Origin of the sequence: Alteromonas sp. PRIM-21 (assembly GCF_027563165.1) — a bacterium.
In the GTDB taxonomy this organism is placed as follows: Bacteria; Pseudomonadota; Gammaproteobacteria; order Enterobacterales; family Alteromonadaceae; genus Alteromonas; species Alteromonas macleodii_A.
Genome location: NZ_JADOEK010000003.1, coordinates 111605 through 138259 on the forward strand (window position 1 = coordinate 111605; position 26655 = coordinate 138259).

25 protein-coding genes are annotated in these 26655 nt (G+C 42.1%); 3 read left to right on the forward strand and 22 right to left on the reverse strand.

What is annotated here, in order from left to right; genetic code table 11:
- Window positions 1-21 precede the first annotated feature (21 nt).
- The 12 genes from IW644_RS07165 to ccoN form a co-directional block, all read right to left on the reverse strand.
- A complete protein-coding gene (locus tag IW644_RS07165) occupies window positions 22-1047 on the reverse strand; it encodes a patatin-like phospholipase family protein (RefSeq protein WP_269917037.1) in 1026 nt (341 codons plus the stop codon).
- The gene (ttcA, locus tag IW644_RS07170; protein WP_269917038.1) at window positions 1048-2001 is read right to left on the reverse strand and encodes a tRNA 2-thiocytidine(32) synthetase TtcA; all 954 of its coding nucleotides are present in this window, start codon (window positions 1999-2001) and stop codon (window positions 1048-1050) included.
- A gap of 232 nt (window positions 2002-2233) precedes the next feature.
- Window positions 2234-3157: a universal stress protein UspE gene (gene uspE / locus IW644_RS07175; protein ID WP_269917039.1), complete on the reverse strand. Its 924-nt coding sequence runs from the start codon at window positions 3155-3157 to the stop codon at window positions 2234-2236.
- 193 nt (window positions 3158-3350) lie between these two features.
- The gene (gene fnr, locus IW644_RS07180; protein WP_179983504.1) at window positions 3351-4091 is read right to left on the reverse strand and encodes a fumarate/nitrate reduction transcriptional regulator Fnr; all 741 of its coding nucleotides are present in this window, start codon (window positions 4089-4091) and stop codon (window positions 3351-3353) included.
- A gap of 45 nt (window positions 4092-4136) precedes the next feature.
- On the reverse strand, window positions 4137-4796 hold the full coding sequence (locus tag IW644_RS07185; RefSeq protein ID WP_269917040.1) for a sulfite exporter TauE/SafE family protein: 660 nt from the start codon (window positions 4794-4796) through the stop codon (window positions 4137-4139).
- A complete protein-coding gene (ccoS, locus tag IW644_RS07190; RefSeq protein ID WP_179983502.1) occupies window positions 4783-5013 on the reverse strand; it encodes a cbb3-type cytochrome oxidase assembly protein CcoS in 231 nt (76 codons plus the stop codon). Before ccoS ends, IW644_RS07185 begins: the two co-directional genes overlap by 14 nt.
- Before the next feature lies 1 nt (window position 5014).
- Complete coding sequence (locus tag IW644_RS07195) at window positions 5015-7465, reverse strand: heavy metal translocating P-type ATPase (RefSeq protein ID WP_269917041.1); 2451 nt, start codon at window positions 7463-7465, stop codon at window positions 5015-5017.
- The gene (locus tag IW644_RS07200; RefSeq protein ID WP_269917042.1) at window positions 7465-7944 is read right to left on the reverse strand and encodes a FixH family protein; all 480 of its coding nucleotides are present in this window, start codon (window positions 7942-7944) and stop codon (window positions 7465-7467) included. Before IW644_RS07200 ends, IW644_RS07195 begins: the two co-directional genes overlap by 1 nt.
- 230 nt (window positions 7945-8174) lie before the next feature.
- Window positions 8175-9128, reverse strand: a complete 954-nt coding sequence (gene ccoP, locus IW644_RS07205; RefSeq protein WP_269917043.1) for a cytochrome-c oxidase, cbb3-type subunit III — start codon at window positions 9126-9128, stop codon at window positions 8175-8177.
- Window positions 9129-9144: 16 nt separating this feature from the next.
- Complete coding sequence (locus IW644_RS07210) at window positions 9145-9306, reverse strand: cbb3-type cytochrome oxidase subunit 3 (protein WP_012518547.1); 162 nt, start codon at window positions 9304-9306, stop codon at window positions 9145-9147.
- A gap of 1 nt (window position 9307) precedes the next feature.
- Window positions 9308-9913: a cytochrome-c oxidase, cbb3-type subunit II gene (gene ccoO / locus IW644_RS07215; RefSeq protein WP_118494702.1), complete on the reverse strand. Its 606-nt coding sequence runs from the start codon at window positions 9911-9913 to the stop codon at window positions 9308-9310.
- A 15-nt stretch (window positions 9914-9928) separates the two neighbouring features.
- The gene (ccoN, locus tag IW644_RS07220; protein ID WP_014949589.1) at window positions 9929-11362 is read right to left on the reverse strand and encodes a cytochrome-c oxidase, cbb3-type subunit I; all 1434 of its coding nucleotides are present in this window, start codon (window positions 11360-11362) and stop codon (window positions 9929-9931) included.
- 229 nt (window positions 11363-11591) lie between these two features.
- Between ccoN and IW644_RS07225 the strand changes: the two genes are divergently transcribed.
- Entirely contained in the window at window positions 11592-12071 is a 480-nt protein-coding gene (locus tag IW644_RS07225) for a hypothetical protein (RefSeq protein ID WP_333473845.1), read from the forward strand.
- Window positions 12072-12228: 157 nt separating this feature from the next.
- Here the strand turns inward: IW644_RS07225 and bfr (IW644_RS07230) are convergent, their stop codons facing one another.
- From bfr (IW644_RS07230) to IW644_RS07240, 3 genes are all read right to left on the reverse strand, one after another.
- On the reverse strand, window positions 12229-12696 hold the full coding sequence (gene bfr, locus IW644_RS07230) for a bacterioferritin (protein ID WP_014979359.1): 468 nt from the start codon (window positions 12694-12696) through the stop codon (window positions 12229-12231).
- On the reverse strand, window positions 12696-13172 hold the full coding sequence (gene bfr, locus IW644_RS07235; RefSeq protein ID WP_014949586.1) for a bacterioferritin: 477 nt from the start codon (window positions 13170-13172) through the stop codon (window positions 12696-12698). Before bfr (IW644_RS07235) ends, bfr (IW644_RS07230) begins: the two co-directional genes overlap by 1 nt.
- Before the next feature lie 134 nt (window positions 13173-13306).
- Window positions 13307-14878: a cation:proton antiporter family protein gene (locus tag IW644_RS07240; protein ID WP_269917045.1), complete on the reverse strand. Its 1572-nt coding sequence runs from the start codon at window positions 14876-14878 to the stop codon at window positions 13307-13309.
- A gap of 331 nt (window positions 14879-15209) precedes the next feature.
- Here IW644_RS07240 and IW644_RS07245 point away from each other — a divergent pair, with 331 nt between their 5' ends.
- Window positions 15210-16841 carry an FMN-binding glutamate synthase family protein gene (locus tag IW644_RS07245; RefSeq protein ID WP_269917046.1) on the forward strand — a complete coding sequence of 544 codons (1632 nt, stop codon included), beginning with the start codon at window positions 15210-15212 and terminating at the stop codon, window positions 16839-16841.
- Window positions 16842-17049: 208 nt separating this feature from the next.
- On the opposite strand, the gene IW644_RS07250 is transcribed toward IW644_RS07245, so the two are convergent.
- The gene (locus tag IW644_RS07250; RefSeq protein ID WP_269917047.1) at window positions 17050-17523 is read right to left on the reverse strand and encodes a c-type cytochrome; all 474 of its coding nucleotides are present in this window, start codon (window positions 17521-17523) and stop codon (window positions 17050-17052) included.
- 183 nt (window positions 17524-17706) lie between these two features.
- On the opposite strand from IW644_RS07250, the gene IW644_RS07255 reads away from it, so the two are divergent.
- Window positions 17707-18129: a universal stress protein gene (locus IW644_RS07255; protein WP_269917048.1), complete on the forward strand. Its 423-nt coding sequence runs from the start codon at window positions 17707-17709 to the stop codon at window positions 18127-18129.
- A gap of 35 nt (window positions 18130-18164) precedes the next feature.
- Here IW644_RS07255 and IW644_RS07260 read toward each other — a convergent pair whose 3' ends face one another.
- The 6 genes from IW644_RS07260 to IW644_RS07285 form a co-directional block, all read right to left on the reverse strand.
- Window positions 18165-18515, reverse strand: coding sequence for a hypothetical protein (locus tag IW644_RS07260; RefSeq protein WP_269917049.1), 351 nt, complete (start codon window positions 18513-18515; stop codon window positions 18165-18167).
- A gap of 221 nt (window positions 18516-18736) precedes the next feature.
- A complete protein-coding gene (locus IW644_RS07265) occupies window positions 18737-19993 on the reverse strand; it encodes a tyrosine-type recombinase/integrase (RefSeq protein WP_333473846.1) in 1257 nt (418 codons plus the stop codon).
- Between the two features lie 1782 nt (window positions 19994-21775).
- Entirely contained in the window at window positions 21776-23131 is a 1356-nt protein-coding gene (locus IW644_RS07270; RefSeq protein ID WP_269917050.1) for a DUF2254 domain-containing protein, read from the reverse strand.
- A 214-nt stretch (window positions 23132-23345) separates the two neighbouring features.
- A complete protein-coding gene (locus IW644_RS07275) occupies window positions 23346-24476 on the reverse strand; it encodes a heparan-alpha-glucosaminide N-acetyltransferase domain-containing protein (protein ID WP_269917051.1) in 1131 nt (376 codons plus the stop codon).
- A gap of 18 nt (window positions 24477-24494) precedes the next feature.
- The gene (locus IW644_RS07280; protein WP_269917052.1) at window positions 24495-26063 is read right to left on the reverse strand and encodes a PepSY-associated TM helix domain-containing protein; all 1569 of its coding nucleotides are present in this window, start codon (window positions 26061-26063) and stop codon (window positions 24495-24497) included.
- Between the two features lie 246 nt (window positions 26064-26309).
- Entirely contained in the window at window positions 26310-26645 is a 336-nt protein-coding gene (locus IW644_RS07285; RefSeq protein WP_269917053.1) for a hypothetical protein, read from the reverse strand.
- Between the last annotated feature and the right edge of the window lie 10 nt (window positions 26646-26655).

Genomic DNA, 26655 nt, shown 5'->3' on the forward strand with positions numbered 1-26655 from the left:
TACCTTTTGAACAATTAGGTATCAGGTTAGCAACTGATACCTAATTTGCTCAGCAACGCGCGCGATGGTTTCTTCGCCCTTTGCGCACAGTTCTTCCGCCCTATGAAACTCCATAATACCCACATCAGTAAGTTGAGGTTCGATAAGTATATCTGGCGGATCGCCGGCTAAACGTGAACGGGTAACGCGAGCTTGAAGTATCTCAAGTGAACTGCTCATTACACTCATAATCCCCGGCGGATTGCGCTTATTCACCTTTGCCGGAACTTCGGTAAATTCTTCTTCGACTTTTTCAATAACATCGGTCGCGATACTTTCTTCAGTATTCACATCGTCAGAAGCATTAACTTGAAGCTGCTCTTCATTTTCCTCTGATGCTTTGTCATCTTTACTGTCTGGCGAAAACCATTGACGCAATACGTTTTGGCTTTTAGTAAAAAAGTCTTCGGTTTTACGTTGGTTTTCTTCGTGATCTTGCCTTAACTTTTCTAATCGAAGCGGGCGAAAATCGGCGTTAAGATTAACTGCAATTACAAAGTCTGCGCCTAGCTGTCGACACAGGTTAACCGGTACAGGGTTAACAACTGCGCCATCTACTAACCAGCGATCACCATGTGCCACGGGCGTAAAAAGTGCCGGAATAGCGCAAGATGCTTGAATGGTGTCGCCAATAGGACCTGAATTAAATACCACTTCACGTCCTGTATATAGGTCAGTCGCCACTGTTGCAAAGGGCTTAAGCATTTCTTCATACGAGGAAACACAAAACTCGCTAGCAAGCTTGTCAAAAACTTTTTGTCCGCTAGCAATGCCGCCTCGCCTGAGCCCTACACCCATAAGCGCGAGCACCTGCCAGTCGCTAAGCGAACAGGCCCATTCTTTTAAACCTTCTAGCTTGCCACTTGCGTAGGCAGCGCCAACATAAGCACCGATCGAGCAACCAGCTACAACGTCAATTTTAACGCCAAGCTTTTCCAACGCTTCAATTATACCAATGTGAGTCCAGCCCCTTGCGGCACCGGCACCTAACGCAAGTCCAATTTTCATTTACTTTGGTTCCATAATATTTACTACCTCGATAGCGTTATCTTCATCGCTAAGATCTGCACTATTTTCTGTAGTAAAAGAAGGTTCATCAAATCCGATATCACCATCTGCAACGGGGCCGTCTTGGGTGGCAATAGACTTAAAGTCATAAAGGTTACTGTCTACAAGGTGTGAAGGGGCCACGTTTTGAAGCGCGCGGAACATTGATTCAATACGACCTGGGAAACGGCGGTTCCAGTCTTGAAGCATTGCTTTGATATTCTGACGCTGTAGATTTTCCTGTGAACCACAAAGGTTACACGGAATTATTGGGAACTCAGCGGCTTGTGAATATTTCAAAATGTCCTTTTCGCTACAGTAAGCTAGTGGGCGAATAACAATATGTTCACCGTTATCGCTGACCAGTTTTGGTGGCATAGATTTTAGCTTACCACCATGAAACATATTTAAGAAAAAAGTTTCTAGCATGTCGTCACGATGGTGACCTAATGCAATTTTAGTCGCGCCTAACTCTTTCGCTGTACGGTACAAAATACCACGACGCAAACGAGAACAAAGCGAACAGGTCGTTTTCCCTTCAGGAATTTTGTCTTTAACAATAGAGTAGGTGTCTTCTTCTACAATCTTGTAGTCAACGCCAATGCTGTCTAAGTACTCGGGTAAGATATGTTCGGGAAAACCAGGTTGCTTTTGGTCAAGATTTACCGCAACAATATCAAAATGAATAGGCGCAATCTTCTTTAAAAACAATAGAATATCAAGCATGGTATAGCTGTCTTTACCGCCAGATAAACACACCATGACTTTGTCGTTGTTTTCAATCATACCGAAATCGCCAATGGCCTTACCCACGTTGCGACGAAGTCGTTTCTGAAGTTTGTTGAAGTTGTACTTTTGCTTACTTTGCGCGGCGTTTAACGTCGGCGCGTCAGCACTGCTTGTGCCTAAACTCATAATTAACTAGCTTGGTTTGTGATAAAGGCGTCATTATACATTAAAGCGCCTTTTCGAGACTATGGCTGAGTGGTTAAATTTATCGAGAAGCGTTAAGTACTGATTAAAGCGTGTGTTATTAATTCGCGTAATTAACCGCTAAATGCGAGTTTTTTTATGAAAAGCGCCCATCGCCGACTCGCCATTTGTCGCCATTAAGTGTCTTGATATTTAAGCGCAATTAAGTCGTTAACTACACGGTTATAGGTGATTCAAATCCATCGGGCTTAATTGCTAATACGTCACAATTCAGTTCATCGATAACGTGTTCGGCAGTATTGCCAATAAGCGCTGCTGAAATACCCACCCGTCCCACGGTACCTATTACAACTAACTCTGCATCCAGTGTTTTTGCTACTTGTGGGATAACTTTTTCAGGTAAGCCTTCTTTAACCACACATTTATTATCTGGAATACCGTATTTGAGTGCGTGACTACGCATTTCTTTAATATGATGGTTTTTTACCGCATCGTGATACGTGTCTGGGTCAAACTCCGGCACTTCGATGGCAATGTTGAGTGGTGTTGAAGGGTAGCTGTTGACTAAATTAACGTTACCTTTCAGCAAAGAGGCATAGTCATTCGCGATTAATGTAAGCTTGTCGTTTAGTGCAGCGTGTTCATCATCTTCGCTCCCTACGTTCACTGCAGCAATGATTTCACCGCCTTCTGGCCAATCATGTTCTTTCACGAGTAGTACAGGGCGAGGGCATTTGCGCATTAAGTGCCAGTCCGTAGGTGTAAAGATCACTGACGCAAGGTCGTCATGTTTTTTAGTAGCTTTTACTACTAAGTCAATTTGGTTATTAAGGGCGTAATAAATAATCGACTCATAAGCACGGTTGTTCCACTCAACCACAATATCGGTCTCTGAAAAGCCTTGTTCTTTTAGCTGGGCAGATAGCCATTTGGCGTGTTCTTTTGTAACGGCATCGCGCATTGATTCACGTTCGTCGGGGCTAAGCATGGTTGTCATATCGTAAGACAAATCATATACCACCATCATAGCGGTAACCGTGGCGCCGGTTTTTGATGCAAGTTCATAGGCACGGCTTAGGGCAGGCTGGTTGTCGCGTTCCGCGTCCACCACGGCAAGAATTCGTTTACACTCAATCATAACGTCTCCTCAACTACAAAGCTTCGTATCGCTGTCGACATCGATATTGTTTCAAAACAGTTTATATAAACCATTTACATTAACTATAAACGACATTTAGAAAAACGTGAGTTGTTTTGGATCAAGGCGTAAATAATTCGTTGATAAACTAAAAAGCGCGCATGTAGCGCGCTTAAGATAAAAGAAGAATAAATTAACCGTTACAAACTACGCTAGGGCCATTTAACGCCTCTAGCTTGGTATTTAACCGATCAAAATCCAAAATAGAGATCAATTTTCCGTCTACCTTGATAATGTTTTCCTTCTGAAAACGACTTAATAGACGGCTAATGGTTTCTATCGTTAAGCCTAAATAGTTGCCGATTTCGTTTCGGGTCATAGTTAGGTGAAACTCTCTGTGCGAAAAGCCACGCTCTTCAAAACGCTGGGAAAGGTGTGATATAAAATACAGCAAACGCTCTTCAGCAGTACGCTTGTTTAAAAGCATGATCATGTCGTGATCTTGTTTTATCTCAGCGCTCATAAAGCTCATGATCTGATGGCGTAGTTTGGGAAATTGAACCGACATTTCATCAAGTGTGTCATAAGGCAGTTCACACACCATGGCGGTTTCTAGCGCAGAAGTGTAACTTTGATGCTTACTTTCACGCAGGGCATCAAAACCAATAATATCACCCGGGAAGTGGAAGCCGGTGATTTGCTCTTCACCTTCTTGATTAGTTACAAATGATTTAAAAGAACCTGTTCTTACCGCAAAAAGGGAACGAAATTTATCGCCAGTTTGAATGAGCGTATCGCCTTTATGAAGCGGTTTTTTGCGCTCGATTATATCGTCAAGAGATTCAATTTCTGTTTTGTTTAGTGCAACGGGTAAACACAGGTGACTAAAGCTACAGTTTTGACAGTGAATAGAAAATTGGCTTCCTTTGCTCATAATGCATGCTCTTTTAAAGACCCCACGACAATAATACACCTATTTTTAAACGATTGCGCCATGAATAAGATAGGCTGCATATATGGCCATTATTACTGCGATGAGTTGTCTAACGTGACTGTTTTGAAAACTACTAACAATATACTGACTGCCTGCACTTGCTGCGAGTAGCGTTGGCAAAGTACCTAAACCGAAGAAAAACATCACGGCGGCGCCTTGTACTGCATTGCCAGCAGCCAAAGACCAAGTAAGTGTTGAATACACTAATCCACAAGGTAACCAGCCCCAGATAAACCCATAAGGGATAGCGCTAAAAGGGGTTTTGAACGGTAAAAAACGCTTAGATAGTGGCTGCAGTTTAGAAAACAATCCTTTTCCAGCGCTTTCCAATACCGTTAAACCCGTCCACCATTTACCTAAATAACAGGCTAGCAACAACAGCATAAGGCCGCTAAGCAAAGATAGGGCATAGTTGGCAAGGGGCACGTAGTCGGCGGCTATTTTTCCAAGCGCCCCAGTTAGCGCGCCAGCGATGGTGTAGCTTGCTATACGTCCTATATTGTAGGCTAGGGTATAGGGTAATGCTGAAGCACCTTTTGGTGACACCATTCTTAGCGCTGCCACTATACCACCGCACATGCCCACGCAGTGAACACCGCCAGCTAAGCCGATAAGAAAGGCTGAGAAATAATTAATCCCCTCCATGCGACTCTTGGCTTTTATCTACTTTACTATCCTGAAATTGCTTGCGTTGCTCAGCGAGCTTTTTTTCCTCAGGCGGAAGGTCATCATCAAACAAAATACTGTAACCCTGACGGTCTAAATCTTCAAACTGATTGGTTTTAACCGCCCAGAAGAATATCACAATTGCCACAGCTACTATGATGATCGCGATTGGTATTAAAACGTAAATTATGCTCATACTATTTGCCCAGAAGTCGCGTAGAGTTTGTCACTACTATGATACTGCTTAATGACATTCCAACAACCGCCATCCACGGTGAAAGCAGGCCTGATACGGCGAAGGGTAAGATCAGCACATTGTAACCTAACGACCAACCAATATTTTGTCTTATTTTTTGTTTCACTTGGTGCGAGGTTTTAATTAACTCCGGTACAGAAAGTAGCTGGTCGCCTAGCAATATCACGTCGGCAGCAGTCTTCGCAACATCTGTCGCATTACCTACTGCTATCGCTACATCGGCACTAGCAAGCACTGGCGCGTCATTAATACCATCGCCCATCATCATTACCTTGGAGCCCGATTGCTGCATAGCTTGAACCGCTTCGTATTTCTGTTCTGGGGTAAGACCCCCTTTAGCGGTGGAAATTGGTAAAGGTTTCGTTAGGGAGTCGACGTTTTGCTGTGTATCGCCGCTTAATACAGCTAGGGTATGACTTTTTGCCAATATATCGAGGGTTTCTTGGGTATCGTCACGCAGTGAGTCACGAACTTCAAAAGCCGCCATAATACGGCCTTTGACGGTAAGAAACACATTAGCCGAGGGGTAACCCTCGATAAATGATTGCTGTGATTCGTGAACACTGAATGCTGCTGAGCCCATGCAAAATAGTGTGTCATTAATTTCACCGCTAATTCCACCACCTGGCGTGACCGTAAAATTGGACACTTTGTGTACGGTGTTGCCGTTTGACGTTTTATCACCGCTAACGGTCTTATTATCGCTAAAGGCTTTATCCCCGCTAAAGGCTTTAGCAATAGGGTGCTCAGAGCGAGATTCAAGTGCGCGTGCAATGGAAAACGCGCTGTCGCTGTCTACGCCGTCAGCATACCAGGCGTTTGATATAGTGAACTTACCTTGTGTAAGCGTACCGGTTTTGTCGAGCGCGATAGTGTCAATGCCAGTTATTTGCTCAAGAGCATCGGCTCGCTTTAGCAAAATGCCTTGTCTGTTTAATTTCGCCATAGCGCAAGTGAGCGCTGATGGTGTGGCTAACCCTAAGGCGCAAGGGCAGGTTGCTACTAGCACCGAAATGGTGATCCAAAATGCATCAACACTGCCGTTATAGGCCCAAAAGGTGTAGGTTAACGCTGAAATCAGCAGTACCGCAGTTACAAAATATCGAGAAAAATTATCGGCTATTTGCGCGGCCTTGGGTTTGCTGGCCATCGCACTTGCTTGAAGCCTCACAATTTGATTTACCAGCGCATTTTTAAGTGTTTGCGTAACAGTAATGGTAAGGCTGCCATCCTGACATACGGTACCACCATATACAACGCTGTTGTTTGTCTTGCGCACAGGGTTAAATTCACCCGTTAGCATAGACTCATCAACCGCAGCGTTACCTTCTGTTACCAGCCCATCAATGGGAATTGTCTCACCGGGCTTAACTAGCACTACATCGTTCACCTTTAGTTGCTTTGCTAAGCATTCAGTAACGCTGCCATCTGGCATTATTTTAGTCGCTGACACAGGAACATACTGCATCATATTGGCAGAAATCTGCGCCGCTCTGTGTCGACTGCGATGTTCTAAGAATCGGCTAAGCAACAGCAGAAAAATGAACATACAAATGGATTCGAAATACACTTCGCCTTGTTCTAGCATGGTAGAGCGAATACCGGCAATATAGGTACCAAATATGGCAAGCGTAACAGGTACATCCATATTAACTGTTCGTGCGCTTAGCGCTTTAGCTGCACCGACATAGAAGGTGCTTCCAGAATACAGTACAACCGGGGTGGTGAGTGTAAGGGCAACCCAGTAAAAATACTGGCGTGTTTCTAATTCGATGGCGCCAAACCAATCAAAATAAAGACCTGTCATCAGCATCATAACCTGCATGGTCATAATACCTGCTAGCCCTAACTTCTTAAGGAAGGTTTTTTGCTCGCGTTTATAACTGGCTTCGTGCTCATCAGGGTGAAATGGAGAGCCAATATAGCCGATGCGTTTCAGCGTAGAGAGAATTTGGCTAAGCTTAATTTGAAACGGTGACCAAGTAACTAAAGCCCGACGCTCTTGAACATTTACAGCTACTTGCTTGATGCCTTCAACTTTCGATAATTGCTTTTCAATAAGCCAGCCACAGGCAGCGCATGTAATGCCTTCAAGGGTTAGCTGAATTTGCTTATCTTGCCCTTCTTCAAACACAAACTCTTCCTGAAGGGAAGGGTCGTCATAGACTTTGAGTTTGTCTAAGGTTTCCAAAATCCCATCGTCAGACTTTTGCGCAGGTTCGGTCCTAAACTGGTAATAGTCTTCTAAACCATTGTTAACAATAGCTTCAGCTACCGCTAAACAACCTGGGCAACACATATCTCGTTGTTGCCCCAATATGACAGTAGTGAATTTCCCATCGTCTACGGCTGCCACAGGCAGCCCACAATGGTAACAATCGTGATTGGCCATTATGGATTGAACTTCATTTTACCAGTATGGGGTAGATAGACCGTGTTTTGAATTTTCCAGCTATCATCAATAGGTGTGAGCGATATGCGCCATTTACCGTCTAGGTTTTCTTCAATAAAACCGCGATAAATACCGTTAGCGTCGCGACTTAGTAAAACGCTGACATCACGCTCTTCAAGCGTGACGTGATAAAAGCTTAGCTTAACCGCATTACCTTCTTGAGGAATGCCTGAATGGAACTGCAGCGCGATGCTACCGTCTTCGATGGTTAAATCGGTAGTAATATTTAAACGGCGGGCGATTGCCTCTTTGTCCAAGCGTGCATTAATTGCTTTACCTTCTTTGTAGTAATCGTCTACAACAAGGCTATCTTCAGTAGAAATAGCAAGGTTTAACAACACGCCGCCCATGATCAGGGTAATGATAGGTACGGCAATTAAAAACCAGGGCCAGAATTCTTTATACCAGGGTCTATTCATTTAATTATTTACTCGTCTTTACTTCACTAGCAAGGTCGCTAACAACATATCTATTATTACTAGTGGACAGCCGAATTTGAACTGCATAATAACGATAAATATGGTGTTGGTAATTCTCACCTACAGCCCACTTAATTTGTACGTAATGGCACTGTCTATATGGCTGTATTTTCTCATAAAAAAAGCCCCGTAGTAACGAGGCTTTTTAAGATATTTAATGATTTAAATCATTAATCATTTGAAAGGCTGTAAACATACGCTGCAACAACGTGAATTTTGTCATCACCCAAAGTTTTCTTGAATGAGGGCATTACACCGTTACGACCGTAAGTTAGCGTTTCTGTCACTGCTCTGTGGCTGCCGCCGTAAAGCCAGATATTGTCGGTAAGGTTTGGCGCACCAAGTGCTTGGTTTCCTTTACCATCCATACCATGACAAGCCGCACATGCTGCAAAGCGAGCTTGACCTGCTTTCGCTAGCTGTGGGTCCACATCGCGACCGCTTAAACTAAGTACGTAGTTAACCACTTCTTCGATACCGTCTTCACCCATAGCATCTAGCCATGCTGGCATAGCTGCTTTACGACCAAGCGTAAGAGTTTCAACGATTTTCGCACCTGAACCACCGTACAACCAGTCGTTGTCCGTTAGGTTAGGGAAGCCGCCATTTTGACCACGTGCATCAGAACCGTGACACTGAGAGCAGTTCTGTAGGAATAAACGCTGACCTACTTTATTTGCTTCTGGGTCTTTAGCCAGTTCTTCAACAGGAACTTGTGCATACGCTTCGAAGATCGGATCGAACTTCTCGGCAGCGAAATCTAGTTCACGGTCATATTCTACTAGGTAGCCTTGCTCTTTTGCGTCAATACGCGCTTGAGCAGACTCTTCTAGCGACTGGATATTTTGGTTAGAACTCTTCCAACCCCAAATACCTTCGTACGCACCTAGGCCAGGATAAAGCGCTAGGTATATAAAGCCCCAAACGATGGTCATGTAGAACATAATTGTCCACCAGCGAGGTAGTTGGTTATTCAACTCCTCAATACCATCAAATTCGTGGCCCATTGACTCACCTTCAGCGACGCCAGTCTTGTTAGACAGGCACCAGCGAAGAAGGAAGTAGCAACCAATGATCAACCCTAGGGTTATCACTGAAATCCAAATTGTCCAAAACATACTCATGAGTTCGAGACTCCTGCTAATCTTCTTTTGATTTTTCTTTTTCTTCGTCTGCAAACGGTAAGTTTGCTGCTTCGTCGAATTTCTTCTTGTTGCGGCCGCTAAACGCCCACCACACGACGCCGATGAAGCTTACAAAGACGATGACAGTAAAAATGCTGCCTACAATTCCCTGGTCCATATTATTTCAAATGTGTGCCAAGAGACTGTAGATAAGCAATAAGGGCTTGCATTTCCGTTTTACCCTGTACTGCCGCTTTCGCACCCGCAATATCTTCGTCGGTATACGGAACACCAAATCCACGGAATACTTCCATTTTTTCAGCTGTTAACTCGCCATCAAGCGTGTTTTCCGCTAGCCAAGGGAAACCTGGCATATTCGACTCTGGTACTACGTTACGAGGATTAAGCAGGTGAACTCGGTGCCATTCATCGCTATAACGACCACCAACACGTGCTAGGTCAGGACCAGTACGCTTAGAGCCCCATAGGAAAGGGTGCTCCCATACTGACTCACCTGCTACGCTGTAGTGACCATAACGCTCTGTTTCTGCGCGGAATGGGCGAATCATCTGGCTGTGACAACCTACACAACCTTCACGGATGTAGATATCACGACCTTCAAGCTCAAGCGCTGTATATGGACGTAGGCCTGTTACTGGTTCCATTACTTGCTGTTGAAACATCAACGGCGTAATTTGAACCATGGCACCGAAGCTGATAGCGATAAGGATTAATACCGTTAACAGACCGACGTTCTTTTCAATTAACTCATGTGCGTTTTTCATTATCCGTCTCCTTTACTACGCTGGCTGAGTCGCTGGGTCTGCAGCGATACTGCCTTTAGGTGCACGAACGGTTTTCCATGTGTTGTATGCCATAACCAGCATACCCGCTACCACGAAACAACCACCAATGAAACGAACCACATAGAAAGGCTTAGACGCTTCCAATGACTCAACAAAGCTGTAGGTCAAAGTACCGTCAGCGTTTACTGCGCGCCACATTAGACCTTGTAGTACACCAGACATCCACATTGCTACGATGTATAGAACAACACCGATAGTTGCGAACCAGAAGTGCACGTTAACTAGTTTGGTGCTATACATAGCGCGCTGACCGAATAGCACTGGAATTAAGTGGTAAATTGAACCAATTGAAACCATTGCAACCCAACCTAGAGCACCAGAGTGTACGTGACCAATTGTCCAGTCAGTGTAGTGAGACAGTGCATTAACGGTCTTAATTGCCATCATTGGACCTTCGAAGGTAGACATACCGTAGAAAGACAACGAAACAATTAGGAAACGCAATACTGGGTCGGTGCGAAGTTTATGCCACGCGCCAGATAGCGTCATAATACCGTTAATCATACCACCCCAAGATGGAACGAATAGGATAATAGACATCACCATACCTAGTGACTGAGTCCAGTCTGGTAGGGCAGTGTAGTGAAGGTGGTGAGGACCAGCCCAGATATACAGAGAGATAAGTGCCCAGAAGTGAACAATTGAAAGTCTGTATGAATAAACCGGGCGACCAGCTTGCTTAGGTACGAAGTAGTACATCATACCAAGGAAGCCCGCAGTTAGGAAAAAGCCTACCGCGTTATGGCCGTACCACCACTGCATCATGGCGTCTACTGCGCCCGCATACAGTGAATACGATTTAGTGAAAGATACCGGAATAGCCATGCTGTTACCAATATGAAGAATTGCAACAGTTAACATGAACGCGCCTAAGAACCAGTTTGCAACATAAATGTGCGAAACTTTACGGATTACTAGGGTTCCGAAGAAGTTGATGATATAAGCGACCCAAACCAGTGCCAAAAGGATATCAATTGGCCATTCTAGTTCAGCGTATTCTTTCGAGCTAGTTAAACCCATAGGCAGGGTGATAACTGCTAAAACGATTACGGCTTGCCAACCCCAAAAGGTAAATGCGGCAAGTTTGTCACTGAACAGTCTTACCTGGCAGGTACGCTGAACGATGTAGTACGACGTTGCAAATAGCGCACAGCCGCCGAAGGCAAAAATAACGGCATTAGTGTGCAACGGACGCAAACGTGAGAATGTTAGCCATGGTGTGTCAAAGTTAAGCATAGGTGCAAATAATTGCGCGGCAATGAATACCCCTAGGCCCATACCAATGATACCCCAGACTATGGTCATGATGGTAAATTGCCTAACTACTTTATAATTGTAGTCAGGTTGTGCTTGGCTTATTTCACTCATTTTAATGAATCTTCCACTTCAAATGAACTATGGTCTCCAACTGCCGGAATAGTACGGTCGAGACGTGTATCAGCTAAGGAATAACGCTTCACACCGAGCTCGGAAAGAGTAATAATTATTGTCTCCAAGCCAGTTGGTACGCGGATGATAAGGTTTTTAATTACAAAAAGATACCATAAACTACCTAAGCTTGATCTCCATCAATGAAGAAATACACAAAATTTAAGAAATGCTAAATAACGATAACAATAAACGATCAAAAATTTTACATTCGCAGCTGCCGCTAGTGGCTATTATTATTGTAGCTGTGTGTGTATACCTTGCACATAAATTCCAGTCATCGGCATTAAAAGACACGGGCGTTGTTAATGGAATAGGAAATAGCTGTAACTTTGTCAATGAAACTTGCGAATTCTTAATTGATGAAAAGCTTGCGATAGCATCCTTTTCAACCATGCCAGAACCCGAAGAATCAGTAACAGTCAAACTTATAATTCCCGAAGGGAAGAATATTGAAAGCGCGTGGATTGAAGGCGTAAATATGTATATGGGCAAAATTCCAGTGCTGTTAGATAGTGACGGTAAAGGAAAGTGGTCTGGCTGGTTTATGTTGGGTAGCTGTAGTGAACCCGTGATGAAATGGCAGTTGCGACTGAATGTAGAAGGTATGGACAGTCCCAGCTACCTGTATTTTGTCACCCAACAGTAATTAAAAAATTGTCACTTATATAAACCGAAAGTCCGCAACCAAAGCTGTGAAGCTAATAGCGTGTTATAAGACTAATATAAAAAAGGCCGCCTAATTCGAAGATTAGGCGGCCTATTTATTAAATGTCAACTGATCGCCGAAGCGTTAGGCATATACTTTACATTTGCGACTGCAAATAGTTTTGAAGCCCTAAACGCTTGATAAGACCCAGCTGCTGTTCTAGCCAGTGTGCATGGTCCATCTCTGTATCGTCTAATAAAACAATAAGCATGTCCCGGGTCACATAGTCTTTCTCAGTTTCGCAAAGTGCGATAACTTCGCGCAGCTTTGCGTCAACTTCATATTCCACACGCAAATCGCTCTCAAGCATTTCAGGTACGTCTTTACCTACTTTAAAGCCTGTACGCTTTGTCATATCAGGCGTACCTTCTAAAAACAGCATGCGTTCAATTAGCTTAGTGGCGTGACCGCGTTCATCGTCAAATTCATGATCAATGCGTTCATAAAGTTTATTCAAACCCCAATCAAGATACATCTGAGAGTGAATGAAATACTGATCCATGGCGGCTAGCTCGTAAGAGAGTAGTTCATTTAAGCCATTGATAATTGCTTGGTTACCTTTCATTAGTCATCTCCCATTACTTGCGCTTGTAGGTAATTTTCAATACCCATTGCATCAATTTGGTATTCTTGCGTTTCAATCCAGTCCAGGTGCTCTTCTTCGTATTCAAGAAGGTCTTCAAGAAGATCACGAGAAACGTAATCTTGTTTCTCTTCGCACAACGCGATGGCTTCGCGAAGTAGTGGAAGCTGCTCTTTTTGAAAACGCGCATCACATGACAGCATTTCAACGGTATCTTCACCGATATATAGCTTGCCTAACGCTTGAAGATTAGGAAGGCCTTCAAGAAATAAAATGCGCTCAATGAGATCGTCCGCCTGTTTCATGTCTTTGATAGACTTCTTATAATTCTTTTCGTTAAGTTCAGAAAAACCCCAGTTTTTGAACATACGAGCGTGCAGAAAGTATTGATTTATCGAAGTAAGTTCACTTGTCAGTACTTCGTTCAATTTCGCAACAACTTGTTTATCACCTTGCATTGTGTAAACCCTATTAACGTATTTGCGTGAAGTTTAGTCTAGATGAGTGAGATTGTCAAAAAAGTCTTTTTAAAACAGTTGTTTACAAACGATAACGTTTCTCAATTCATCCATTGTTCGCATTTAGAACAGCATTACCGTTGCGCGTGGGCGTAAGCAAGACTTTCTTCTGCGAAACCAAGCCCTGCTTCAGTAAAGAAGTTAAACACTTTATCAACGCCGTTTTCTAAAAGATGAGATACTTCATCTTCATAGCGCGCAATTGCAGCAACTTTGCCAGTGTAACCTGCGTTTTTGAGTTGTCGCGTAATGTTGATTGAATCTTGAATAGAAGGTAAAGCAAGAAGGACAAGCTCTACTTGCTTGATATCTAGATTATCCCATAAATCTACGTCTTCACCGTCGCCGCAAATTACATTAAAGCCTTCATCTGCCATTTCTTTTACTTTTACGCGATCGGCATCCATTCCCCACACGTTAACACCGGTTAATTTGGATAGTGCATTAAAAGCACCGCGTCCAACACGTCCCATGCCTAACACTAAGAATTCTGCATTATGAAGTGTCGGATAAATATCTTCTTTTAAACGCTCTTCTTTCTCGAAACGCTTAATGGTGTGCTTATGCTTGTGATATCGAGAATGTGAATTACGATAAAGCACGCTGGTAATTACAAATGAGATGGAAACGGCCAAAGCAATAACCACTAGCCAGGTGTTTTCTAACAGCCCTAGGGAAACTGCCAGTGCACCGACAATAAGCCCAAACTCGCTGTAGTTTGAAAGCACTAAACTGCTTAAATACGCAGTTCGCCCCCGAAGGCGCAGAGAAGTAAATAAGCCAAAAAACAGTGCAGCTTTTAACGGTATAAACAAGCAGAACACAATAGCGAGAAGAACCATGCTCAGATCGGGTAGGGCAGTAAGGCCTATGGTAAGGAAAAAACCAATGAGGAATAGGTCTTTGAAACTAAGAAGTGACTTAGCAAGTTCTGACGCTTTTTCGTGTTGCGCCAGCATGATACCGAAGATAAGTGCGCCTAAATCGCCTTTGATGTTAACTAACTCAAACAAGTGATAGCCACCGAGCGCGAGAATAAAGCCAGTAAGTGGAAGCAATTCACCGTGCCCAGATTTATTAATCATTTTATTGATGATTGGCATTGCTGGGAATAAGGCTAACAAGGCGAGCGCCCACACTGAAGGAAGCTTTCCGGTTGCTGCAACAAGAAAGATGACAGCAAAAACATCCTGCATAACTAAAATGCCTATGGCAAGGCGGCCGTGGCGGGTTTTACTTTCGCCACTTTCTTCTAACACTTTAACTACACAGACCGTACTGCTGAAACTAAGTGCAAAAGCGATAAGCGCAGCGCTTTTCCAAGTAAGTCCGTCAACGAAATTGGCGGCAACCGCACCTATTGCATAAACACAACAGGTAATAACGCCCACCCATATTAAGGTATGTGAAACACTTCCCGCCCAAACTTCCCGACGACTTAGATCACGGATGTTGAGTTTCAAGCCGATGGTGAAGAGCATAATGGTAATACCCAAATTGGCTATTTGGGTTAAACCATCAGTGAGTGTGTAACCTGCAAAGTTTAATAAAAAACCTGCAACCAAATAGCCGACAAGAGGAGGAATGCCAATTAGTTTTACTGATAAGCCACATATAAATGCGAAAAGAAGAAATGCATACTCCATGAATTACCTTTCAAAATGTTGAACGTAAAATCCGTTACCCTTAACAGGTCATGTTATCTATAACCCACTATTTACAGATAGTAGGTAAACACACTAATTTAATGCTTGTAGACTAGCATGTAATGACTTGTTTTCGCAGCTAAAAAACTATCGTATAGCAATAAAAAGGTAACGCGTAACCTGTGCTTTTTTAGAGCTGGTTGTATAAATTAAAACTTTAAATCAATCATTTAGCTTTAAAGTGAATCTAGTTTTTGGTTTGAGGTGTATTGAACAGGGTTATAGGCATATTATCTAGTTTAAATATGGCCGAATTAAAGAAGGATTCTTAATGCGTTTAACTATTTTAACCATACTCATCTTGCTGGTCGCATTTAATGTAGTAATTGGCTTACTCTGGGCGCCAGTCTGGTGGTTTTTGCTTTTATCTGTCACGCTATTGATTTTTGGTCTTTACGACGCCTTCCAAACTAAACATGCCATCTTGAAAAACTTCCCACTAATAGGCAGAGTGCGCTGGACGGTAGAAGGTTTAAGACCCTACATCCAGCAATACATTATAGAAACAGACACCGGCGGTACGCCTATTTCCCGCATGTTTCGTTCTATTGTCTATCAACGAGCAAAAAATAGTAGAGAAACGGTACCTTTCGGCACCCAACTAGATACTTATAAAGATGGTTATGAATGGATTGGTCACTCTCTATCCGCCAGAGAAGTAGAGGATATGGATGAGGACCCTCGCGTTTTGGTAGGAGGTCCCCATTGTAAAAAACCGTATCGCGCTAGTGTGCTTAATATCAGTGCCATGAGTTTTGGTAGTTTATCGAGAAATGCTATTTTAGCGCTCAATAAAGGTGCAGCGAAGGGTAAGTTTTACCACAACACAGGCGAGGGCGGGTTGACGCCGTATCACCTTGAAAACGGCGGCGATATTGTGTGGCAAATCGGTACGGGCTACTTTGGATGTCGAACCAAGGATGGCGGTTTCGACCCTGATTTGTTCGAAGAAAAATCCAATCTCGATAATGTGAAAATGATAGAAATAAAGCTGAGCCAAGGGGCTAAGCCCGGGCACGGCGGTATTCTTCCTGCTTATAAAAACACCCCAGAAATAGCTGAGATAAGAGGCGTTGAGCCTGGTACCCAAGTCGATTCTCCACCTAGACACAAAGCTTTTTCGACGCCGTTAGAAATGGTTGATTTCATTAGCCAGCTTAGAGAGTTAAGTGGTTATAAACCGGTGGGAATCAAACTCGCCCTTGGCAGAAAAAGCGAATTTATTGCTATGTGCAAAGCGATGGTAGAAAAAGGTGTTACACCGGACTTTATTACGGTTGATGGCGGCGAAGGCGGTACAGGAGCTGCGCCACTTGAATATACTAATTCTATTGGCTTTCCGCTACGTGAAGCACTCGCTTTTGTGGATGACTGCCTTACAGGTTTTGGGCTGCGTGACAAAATAAAAATAATTGCATCGGGCAAGATCATTACCGCCTTTCAGTTAGCCAAAAATCTGAGCTTAGGAGCGGATATCTGTAACAGCGCCAGGGGGATGATGCTGGCACTTGGTTGTGTACAGTCGTTATCCTGCAATACCAATAAATGCCCGACCGGCGTTGCTACTCAAGACCCTAAGCTAGCAAAAGGTTTAAACGTTGAAGATAAGTATGAACGTGTGTACCGCTTTCATAAAAAGACTATTCATGCATTGATGGATATCTTGTCGTCAACCGGCCATGTTAAAACCAGTGAACTGAATCGTACCCATATTTTTAGACGGGTTGATCAATGCAATGTTGCTCGTTATGACGAAATTTTCCCACTGGTTAAAACGGGCAGCTTTCTAACTGACGATGTACCCGACAGGTTTAAACTTCATTTAAAAGAAGCGAACGCCCAAAGCTTTATGCCCTGTAGTTTGTTAGCTGAAATAGAAAAAGAAACGAAGGACGTATCATAGTATTTGCTTATAATTAAGCACATGACCGGTTTGCAGGATAAAAGTACTGTGCTCAGAATTATTTCGCTAAGCCGGTAACCTTGTTAGTTAACCAAAAAGACAGCGCAACCTATAACGGGCAAGACAAAACACCACTAAGCCAGGTTTTCAATTAAATAGAAATTCGCAGGCTTGGCTTAGTGGTTATTAGCAACTAGATATGCTGCCGCTACTCATAGGACTTTTCGGGAATACGCAATTGATACAAGCGATAGTCACTGGTTCTATAAGGCGTTACTTTATATTTAGGCTGAAGATATGCAACTAAATCAATAAGTTCAGAAACCGTCAATTCGTCATTGACTACCCGCATTAATGAAACTCCATCTTCACTGGTAAAGCTGGCAGGCTGACGAGGCGTAAGCTTGTGTGAAGGGTTAATAATACTCGTTACTAACTCTGCATATGTCTTAATTCGACCGCTACTTCCACCTAGTGGAATAGGCTTTGCCACCAAATACTGAGCGTCCTCCGGCTCTTTATCCCCAGCTATTCTATGGCAGTCTTGGCACTGATATTTCTTAAATACCTGATAACCTTGCTCCATGTTACCTTCCGGTAAGCTAAAACCGCGAGGCGACTTAGGTCCCTGGTCGCAAGCAAAAAGTAAAAGTGTTGCTAAAACTATTATTGTTGTTTTCATATCGTTCCCCTCACACGTTTAACGTTTGTAAAAAGCGATGTGCATAGAATTAAGTATGAACGAGTTTGCAATCTAAACATTGACCTAGCGCAAAGAACATTTATTTGTAAGGCTCTATTATGTGAAGTACTAAACAACAGTTGCCTCGAAAATCTTAACAATACAAGGCTGAGGAGAGTAAAAGTGCAAAGCTATGAAACCATACTAGTACCCATTGATATATATTCTGATTATGAACTTGTAGTGGAAAAAGCAATTGCTATAGCCGGTAACAGCCATAAGATTCATTTGTTGTATGTTGCTTATCCACAAACTAATGTTGAGCCTTATGGATTATTCTTAGAAAGAGACTTTTCCGAAGAGGTAAGGGAGCAGGCACAAAGGCAGTTAAAGGATGTCGCCGCAAAACACGATATTCCTTACAGCCATATAAACGTCGAGATAGGTTCGCCGGCGGATGAAATTCATCACATGGCTGAGAAAATTAATGCAGACCTGATTGTTGTAGGAACCCATGGCCAAAGCGGGTTAAGGTTACTGCTAGGCTCCACAGCTAATGCGGTTTTACATGGCGTGAAAACCGACGTACTAGCTGTGAAAGTATAACTTGATACTACGATTAATAGATAAAAAAGCCCTGTTTAAAGGGCTTTGATTTTTTTATCGCAACATTCTAAGACTAGACTTCTAATGGTACTTTCTAGATTTTTTATATGTGAATAATGCACAGACGTCTCACCCCCTTTATTGATGTCTTTGATTGTGAATACGGCATCATCACCGCGAGATGTAACACAAATACGAACAAAATCGTCAGACTGCGCAAGGGGAACATGAAGATATAACGGCTCGTTGTTAGATTTTAAATAATCAATTGCAGCCTCTTGCGATTTAAAGGGGTCTTGTTTCTCTGGCTGGACTTTCCATGAGGAAGAAGGGACAACCAACTCCGCGAGTAATTTTCCATGCTTAGTATCAATACCACTACTCATATATAACTCCTTTATTTTGTGCGTTCTACTATTTTTTAACTAACTAGTTGTTGAGTTAGTGCCACAAACTGTAGAAAACAATTTAACCATGCACTATAAGTACGCGCGTTATGGCAATTCAGATTGGTATGTTGATAAAGAGAGTAGTTGAGTGAGAATATAAATACTAAAATTGGTTACGCGTAACATTTTGTTGTTGTATCTTGTTGTTTTAATGATATTTATCTTTTTCGTTTCGCCGATAATTTTGCCATTCCACCACGTTTTACGTTGGCTTGTTTTGTATAATGGCCGGGCATTTCTGGTGATTGCCAGCCCCCAGCTAGTTGAAGCTCAGGCAGAGACGCCCCATCTTCTGCAAGAGAAACCGCACCTCCGACACGACCACTATGTGGTGTAATGTTTTCACTAATACCAGCACGATAAGCAATGCGTTGCCAAATTCTGTATACGCTCGAATAGTTAAGTACGTTAGCCTTATGGCTTGGTATGTTTTCGTCAAAAGGTAAAAGTGCAGTTTTATGATTCGTAAGTCGCCGAAACAAAATGCCTTTGTGCAAGCCGCGCAAATCAGAAGGTAGTCTTTGAGTTTTGGTCTTTGGGTCTATATTTGCTTCGTTGATATATTCTTGAACCATAGAAATGGTACTAGACGAAACGTAACGATATTGGCCCTGGCCAGTTTGATCGCTTTTAGATGAAACAACGAGAAGCGTGTTATTTCGAGCAGAAATATCCTCAACACAAACTCGCACTAGCTCATCGGCGCGTAGCAAGGCATCGAACATCAAATTAATAATAGCGAGGTCGCGTAGTTCCAGCAATGAATCTGGAATTATCGCATTGTTAATCTGTTCGACCATATCGATAGTAAGAGGAACCGCTTGTTTATGTGAGAGCCTATACTTTCTATTTTCAATTAGTGACAGTCGAATAAAGTCTCTTAAGTACGCTGACCTAATAATGGGATTAGGTAACTTGGCGACGCCAAGAAATTTACTAAGTGCGGATAGGCGACGCTTTATAGTTCTATAGGCTAGGGGAGAACGACACAACTCTTCTACATAATTTTTTATGCAGATTTCATTGTGTTCAAAATCGTTTTTGAAACCATCAAAGCCATGCTGCCTGCAAAAAATTGCAAATTCGTTATAGTCACTTATATAGGCACGCTGTGTGTTATAAGGAAGTTTGGTAAAAATGTCCTGATAGTATTGCTGGTAGTAATTTTCGAAACTCTTGTCATTAGACGTTACCTGGAGGGATGATGTTTCTTGAGTCTCACTAGCACTACTTGAAAACTGTACCTTAGGTTCGGACTTGGTAACATAACTATCGGCAGTATTAGCAACTACAGTTGAGTTTGAGGGATAACTTGCTTTATCGGTGTTCTCTGTAACTTTCATCGAAGAATTATTAGTAACGCCTTTAGTCATTCTGCGCCCAGATAAGTGCAAATTTTTTGGTTTTGAAGACATTAAATAACCCGATAGCCACGATATGTGTGTATTATGCTAGATTGTTAGAAATACTGTAAAGTACTGATATTTATGATAATTCACGCATGATAACTGTAATTATCATGCGTGAACATAAGGGCCTGTTTCACTGAAACGCATAACTTGCTTAACCCTACCTTTGTCAATCAATGTGTGACACTCTATCACACTACTGTATATACAGACAGTCTTAACTGCAGTATGTGTAAGCGACAACGCAAAAACTCTGTCGCTATAGTGCTTCAACGGCGTTTATAAGCCAAAATTGTTCAATTTACCCACAATCATAAATCGTGCGCTACGTGAAATCTGTAAGGCAATACCCCTAATGTTGTTTCAGATTTTACGTAGCGACGCCTAAATATTGAGCGCTAAAATGCGTCAATATATAGCTTGGAAATCTGTATTCCCAGTCTATATTTCACCTGGGGAAATTATGCCTGATGAAGTGTTCGTACTAGAAGACGATCGTAGCAACTGCTTTGATCAAGGGTGCCTGATTTTTCACTCTTTCGAAAAGGAATAGGCGATAGTTTTTGCTACCTTTGTGCTTAAAATTAACGTGGCAGCTAAACTAAATACTTATATTTGTAGTGCTAATTGGGCCTAACTTCTACGAACGTTATTTTTAGTCGCGAACATCAGCAATCACTAATTGAAAACTTTCGAGCACCTAACACTAGCTCTAATCTTATATAGATACGCTTTGCTTAGTTTAATTATATTATTCGAAACGACCTGCATAAGTTTCTTAATCACCGAATAACTATATCGATGAATACGCGAAAATATGGAAAAGCATTCTAGCTGCCCAGCACTTATTAGTAGATTAAAAACCACAGACATCTATTACCAGCATTAGTTTTCACGTAGAGAGCTTAAATACGCATAAAGCATATTAATCCTTTAAAAGAGTTCTGTTGAACGAATAGATTTAAACAGCCCTAAATAATAAATAAAAAAGTGCGCAAATTAAATACACAGTCTCTTAAAGCTTATAAATGGCTCGCAGTTATAGAGCCGACACATGTGAATATCGCTATGGTTATTAATGCTCAAATTCCTAGTAATAATTCTCTTTAAATGCGGCACAAATGAATTACACGTAGAAGGTTAGTTCATTGGGACAGCGTTAAGTTTCGTTCGTTCATATTACTTCTAATTCCATACTCTATTTAACATAATATACATTATGCGTAATTAGGTGTATGGACATTTCGGGCGATAATGTCGCTCTATTCGGCTGCTTTGTTGGCTGTGATTACTTACAGACTTATTTGCGTGGTTGCTGTGTTGGTCCAGTACTTGGCTTTAGGCTTGTGCGTGAACATCTCACTTACGCGAGTACTTTTAATTTTAAACTACTGAGATGTTTTGATTTGGAACGATGAATTGAGTCGTGAAAATAAATCGTGCGCTACGTGAAATCTGGTGCACTACACCTTACAAAATATAATTTAATTCACGTAGCGTTACGTTAAGATTTTTAGTGAATTAGCCTGAGATCCACTATTAATTAAACAATTAGGATTACTTTAAAAGCTAAATTGTTTTCTACTCAGAGTTTGCATGTCTAGAAGTGCTGAATACATAAAAAGAAGACGTAATTAAAAAGCGTCAAACCAATCTCACTAAAGATTTATCGTTTTACCGTGCTTTTCCAAGTACCTAGTTTGTTGTTTTCATATAGCTAATACTAAACAATAAATTCAAAGAATCCCGCGTTAGCTTTGAGTTATAAGCTTAAATACTCGTTTAAGCTCAGTCTTTATAAGTTTGTTCAATTCGCTTTATATCTTCAGCATAGTTTAGTGCTAGTTTTGCGCGCTCATAACTCTGTTTAGCTAATTTGTGCGCTGCATTTTTAAAGTCTTTATCTAGCTCTATGTCGCTGTTATCGAAACAGGCTTTTATAGTGTTAAGAGATTTTTGAATTCGTATCGCCACTTCTATATTAGCTGCACCATCTCTAGCAATGCTTGCATAAGCGTCATCGAATAAATCATCCACACTTATCTTAGGTAAAGAAACCCGATCATACTTGATGTTGCTTTTAGTCTGATTCTGCTTGTTTTCGTTTTTACCAACTTGCTGAGAATTATGGCTAGCGCTAGGCTCGTCATTGTTATTCTTACCACTATGCTCACTTTGCACGGGGGTGTGCCACAGTAACATTAGTCTGGTGATACTACTGATGGCATTTATCGCTGTACCATGGTCGTTAACAGATGGTGACAATGCTCGCGATGCAATCTCAGCTAGAACAATAAACCCAAACCTTGGGTCAGCTTCAAACGATCGCGCTTCGCCTATAGTAAAAGCGCCGACAATCTCATCTTTATTGATACCCTTGTTTGTATACGCCAACGGGCGCTCTGGAGTAACAAATTCACCAGGTAGTAAGGTGACATTGATAAAGCAGTCTTCGCTTTTTGCTAAGGCTTGAAGCTTTGCGATATCAATTAGCTGTATGTACCCTACTTTCTCAGTGAAGATAGCGTAACTCCCCTGCTCTTTTATTTGCTCTTGGGGTACTGCGCCTAAACATGGGCTGTCTATTCTGTTTTTTACCGCCCGTGTAGTGGCAGCTTCCACTTTTAAAAGCGTAGGTCCCACACGGCCTAAACGGGCAACGCTATCTACCCATCGAATAAAAGTTAGAATAACTATCACAAAGGCTAAGCAGGTTAAGCAAAATAAAATGAAAAGACCGGCTTCATTAAAAAAAGCCTGGGTCATTGCAGTAAGCGCTACGGCACTATAAATAAATGCACCAATAAAGACGGATAATGCATTTTGCGAGACATCGTCAGAAATAATAAGGCTTAATGAACGAGGCGTAGATGATTGACTTGCTGATGCATAAGCGTTAACCATAGTCCCTGCTGAGAATGTGGCAATAACCATCATGCTAGATGCCATTATTGAAAGCAGTGTTTCTACAGATTCCGGTTTAATTTCAGGGATATGCTCAGCTAGTGAAGTGCCATCGGCCACTTTGGCTAGAAATACGGCAAAAATAGAAAGAAGGCAAAACCCGAGAGGTTTCACCCAAAGCTTTTCTTTTAGGCTATAAACAAGGAATCTGAGTCTATCTACAGTTATTGGGGCTTCCACGTTGCTCTCTTTTTAGTTAACTTTTCACTAATATGTACGAAAGTTATTAGATTTCTGATTTATCTTACTTTTATAAGATGAGAGCAGTACGTAAAAGCTATACGTAAATCTATACGCAAAACTATAAAAACAAAGGCCTATTGCGCGTTTATTTCTAACGATATAGACCTGTACATTAGATAAAGCATGTAAAAAACCATCTCCGGTTCAGGCGCTAAACTGGCGCCTTGACCTTAATTGAAGCGCGAGGTTTAGGCGGGGCGCTTTTTGTACTGCTTTTATAGTTATCCCAAGGCAATACCAAGTAGTGACAGGTGAATAAAACGATAAGCATGGCTGCTAAGGTGCTCAACATCGATAGCTGCTGTAGTCCAACTAGCATAAGTCCCCAACCTATACATACCCATTGTAAGACATATAGTGCGGTAACATTTTTACCCCAAAAGGCAAATAGCGAAACCACATAGGTTGCTTTGAACCTCACTACAAATAAATGAATTGCAAAGATAAATAGCATAACAATGCCAGTCATGAGTAGTACTACACCTGGGCCACTTCGAAGGTTTGTAACGATGTGATAGTCAGGGTTGCTTAAGGTAAGCGCAGCGCCCAATATTGAGCAAACAGCGCCTAGCTTAAGACACCAAGTGAAGTTAATAGCGTCGCAATCATTTTTGCGTTTCAAAAAGCGTCCAAACGCCATTCCCGCAATGGGATAAGCAGCCCAGGGGAAAATAGGAAATATCGCGCCTACTTCTTCGTTTCCAACAAATAACTTCAGTAACTCATTGAAAATAGATAGTGACGTATATTTATCCCAAACCTTGTGCGATAAAAAAGCGATGGCGGTAGCCGCGCATATCCAAATATAGATTTTATTGGTCGCATGTTTCAAGGCGGAACATATTAATAGAGAAATGCCAGCGAACTGGAATACATCTCCTATTAGCAGTTCACTTAAAGGCGTGTGAGGGGCAACGTCCTTATATGTCACTAGGCCTAACTCAATCGACAGCCACATGGGTATTGTTCCGCGCAAAAGGTTGAGTATGTAGCCAAGTGCAAATAGCGACAATGCGCGTTTGATTTCCTCGCGGGGTGTTGACGACGTCGAGAAGCCTACAAAAATTCCCATAATAAAAACAAACATTGATGCTGCAGGCCAACCCAAAGCAAACTTGATGGTATTACCAAATGTGCTGAACCTAACCTCGTCCAAACCATAAAAATCTAGCACATGAATCATTATCATTAGCAACACTGCTAGACCTTTTGCTACGTCAAAAGTCAGTTGTCTATTAACGCTGGGCGTGGCCAAGTTCTTGGGTAAATAGAATAGTGTCATGAGTTTCGCTTTTTATTATTAGTGGTTAGTAACAGTACTGCGCGTCAGTTCACCCTTCTTTAATAAGCTCACACCTAACCAGAGAAGCAGGCAGGAAAAACTCAAACAAATGAAAGACACAGAAAAGAGGTTTTTATAACCAGCGTTGAAATATTGCATTATGGCTTGGCTATGGAAAAGCATGTCAACGAACGTCAAAAGTGCAAGAATGAGCCCGCTAACTAAAACCATAACACTTATCATTTTAAGTCTATTTTTTGTAAAAAATGCGGCGACTACCGAAAGGCCGTAAACTAAGAAGAAAGCAGCTTCGACCATTAATGCCCTGTCATCCAAACTGGCAGCTAACGTTCTTTCGAGCAGGAATGCTGTCGCGGTGGCCGGAATAATACCCGCACAACCTCCTAATGTAAGCGCGGAGATATTACGTTTAAACCGTTGTGAGATACTGCGATTATTCTGAAATTTGTTAAGCCACAACATGTTGCCAACAATTATTAGACCGCATACGGCAAGGCCCAGAATGAAAAAAACAACCCTGACATCAAGGCCCGCAAAGTGGCCAAAATGTAGCGCATAAAGAAAGCGTGTTCCATCGGCAAAAGCGTTTCTCTCACTGGGGTTTAGTTCTGTAGAAAATGCATTTTCACGTACGCGGTAAGTCATATCTATACGCTGTGAGAAGTTTGTTTCATGTTGACCTATGATGCGAATTAACGCGTTATCGTCACCATAATTTGTCAGCCTTAACGAATGAGCCTTTGCGTGTTGCTCTTCTTCCCACGATGCGACCAGTGCGTCTAAGTCAGGCATTTCTCGTTCAATACCAGCGTACGACTCTGTTATTTTTGGGAACCCTGAGTCATTGAGTAGCGCAGTTCTATCGCCATCATAGACAAATAAAAGCGTGACGATTTGTGATATTAAGCCAAGATTAAACATTAAGCCGGTAAGCGCATACATAAATGTATAGGGTAAGCTCATTACCCCTACTACATTGTGCATGTCTGTAAGTTGATAGCGTTGTGTAGCTTTTGAACCTCTATAGTAAAAAAAGTGTGTGATCAGCTTTTTAAATTGAACAATTAATCCGGTGAAAATGACCACAGTGAAGAATAAGGTAATTATTCCAACAATGTGGTCGCCCATTGGCAAATTTAAATCGATATGCAAGCCATAAAAGAAATCGGCTAAGTGGAAACTGTCGATAGGCGCTACAACTTTGCCATTTGCCGGGTCTACATATAGAGAAGTTAGTTCGGTGTGATCTGCTTCATTATGCTTCACTGGAAGATAGAGTTCATACAGTGGCAGCGTGCCAGTGGGAAGTACCACGAACATTCTTTCTTGCGTGTCCACGTCATATTCTGAAAGTGCCGTATCTACTACTTCACTTAACGGTAAATTGTCTGACACTGAACGGAATTCTGTGTGTGGTAAAGTATGGGGTAAGACCGACCACGCCTTTAACTCTGGATAGAACAAAGTAAGGGAGCCAGCCCAAAACACGATAAATAGAGGAATTGAAATGAAGAGCCCTATCCAACCGTGGCCTTCTAACGCAGAACGAATAGTACTGGCTTTCATGCGACAACTCCCATCTTAATCAGCACATTTAGTACAAGTGAAATAAACAGCGCGCTCAAGCATCGAAGTAACGGCTTTCTTATGGTTTCAAAACAGAAAAAATAGGTGATTAATCCAGCCCAAAGCAAAAAGCTGAGTATGTAACCCGCGAGTAATTTGATGTCTACATCAATGGGTAAAAAGTGGTTAATATTTAAAGTAATGCTTACGCTGAGCACTAGACCAATAAAAAATGAAAGCAGTGTTTTACCCCACATAAACCCCTCCGATTAAAGACAGTGCGAAGTTAATCAAGGTGCCGTACGCAATAAGTCTTAATGCGCGATTTTCGTGAGCGCCAACAAGGGTAATTAAGATAAAATTCATCATTATCATAGTGATGATGGAAAACACTACCGCCCAAATGTTGTACTGCTCTTTTAAGAGAAAAGCTGCCACTATCAATGCAGTGACGAACAGAATACTGCTTAAAACCCTCGATATCGTTGGTGCGCCAGTTCTTTGATGTGTAGAAGAAAAGTAAAGTGCTGCGCACCCACCCCATAATGTTTGTAATGCGAGTATATTTGTAATTAAAAACATATAGATTCAA

Coding starts and splice junctions, on each gene's coding strand:
- IW644_RS07165 (WP_269917037.1), bottom strand. CDS start 1,047: ATGAAAATTGGACTTGCGTTAGGTGCCGGTGCCGCAAGGGGCTGGACT.
- ttcA (WP_269917038.1), bottom strand. CDS start 2,001: ATGAGTTTAGGCACAAGCAGTGCTGACGCGCCGACGTTAAACGCCGCG.
- uspE (WP_269917039.1), bottom strand. CDS start 3,157: ATGATTGAGTGTAAACGAATTCTTGCCGTGGTGGACGCGGAACGCGAC.
- fnr (WP_179983504.1), bottom strand. CDS start 4,091: ATGAGCAAAGGAAGCCAATTTTCTATTCACTGTCAAAACTGTAGCTTT.
- IW644_RS07185 (WP_269917040.1), bottom strand. CDS start 4,796: ATGGAGGGGATTAATTATTTCTCAGCCTTTCTTATCGGCTTAGCTGGC.
- ccoS (WP_179983502.1), bottom strand. CDS start 5,013: ATGAGCATAATTTACGTTTTAATACCAATCGCGATCATCATAGTAGCT.
- IW644_RS07195 (WP_269917041.1), bottom strand. CDS start 7,465: ATGGCCAATCACGATTGTTACCATTGTGGGCTGCCTGTGGCAGCCGTA.
- IW644_RS07200 (WP_269917042.1), bottom strand. CDS start 7,944: ATGAATAGACCCTGGTATAAAGAATTCTGGCCCTGGTTTTTAATTGCC.
- ccoP (WP_269917043.1), bottom strand. CDS start 9,128: ATGAGTATGTTTTGGACAATTTGGATTTCAGTGATAACCCTAGGGTTG.
- IW644_RS07210 (WP_012518547.1), bottom strand. CDS start 9,306: ATGGACCAGGGAATTGTAGGCAGCATTTTTACTGTCATCGTCTTTGTA.
- ccoO (WP_118494702.1), bottom strand. CDS start 9,913: ATGAAAAACGCACATGAGTTAATTGAAAAGAACGTCGGTCTGTTAACG.
- ccoN (WP_014949589.1), bottom strand. CDS start 11,362: ATGAGTGAAATAAGCCAAGCACAACCTGACTACAATTATAAAGTAGTT.
- IW644_RS07225 (WP_333473845.1), top strand. CDS start 11,592: ATGCTAAATAACGATAACAATAAACGATCAAAAATTTTACATTCGCAG.
- bfr (WP_014979359.1), bottom strand. CDS start 12,696: ATGAAAGGTAACCAAGCAATTATCAATGGCTTAAATGAACTACTCTCT.
- bfr (WP_014949586.1), bottom strand. CDS start 13,172: ATGCAAGGTGATAAACAAGTTGTTGCGAAATTGAACGAAGTACTGACA.
- IW644_RS07240 (WP_269917045.1), bottom strand. CDS start 14,878: ATGGAGTATGCATTTCTTCTTTTCGCATTTATATGTGGCTTATCAGTA.
- IW644_RS07245 (WP_269917046.1), top strand. CDS start 15,210: ATGCGTTTAACTATTTTAACCATACTCATCTTGCTGGTCGCATTTAAT.
- IW644_RS07250 (WP_269917047.1), bottom strand. CDS start 17,523: ATGAAAACAACAATAATAGTTTTAGCAACACTTTTACTTTTTGCTTGC.
- IW644_RS07260 (WP_269917049.1), bottom strand. CDS start 18,515: ATGAGTAGTGGTATTGATACTAAGCATGGAAAATTACTCGCGGAGTTG.
- IW644_RS07265 (WP_333473846.1), bottom strand. CDS start 19,993: ATGTCTTCAAAACCAAAAAATTTGCACTTATCTGGGCGCAGAATGACT.
- IW644_RS07275 (WP_269917051.1), bottom strand. CDS start 24,476: ATGACACTATTCTATTTACCCAAGAACTTGGCCACGCCCAGCGTTAAT.
- IW644_RS07280 (WP_269917052.1), bottom strand. CDS start 26,063: ATGAAAGCCAGTACTATTCGTTCTGCGTTAGAAGGCCACGGTTGGATA.
- IW644_RS07285 (WP_269917053.1), bottom strand. CDS start 26,645: ATGTTTTTAATTACAAATATACTCGCATTACAAACATTATGGGGTGGG.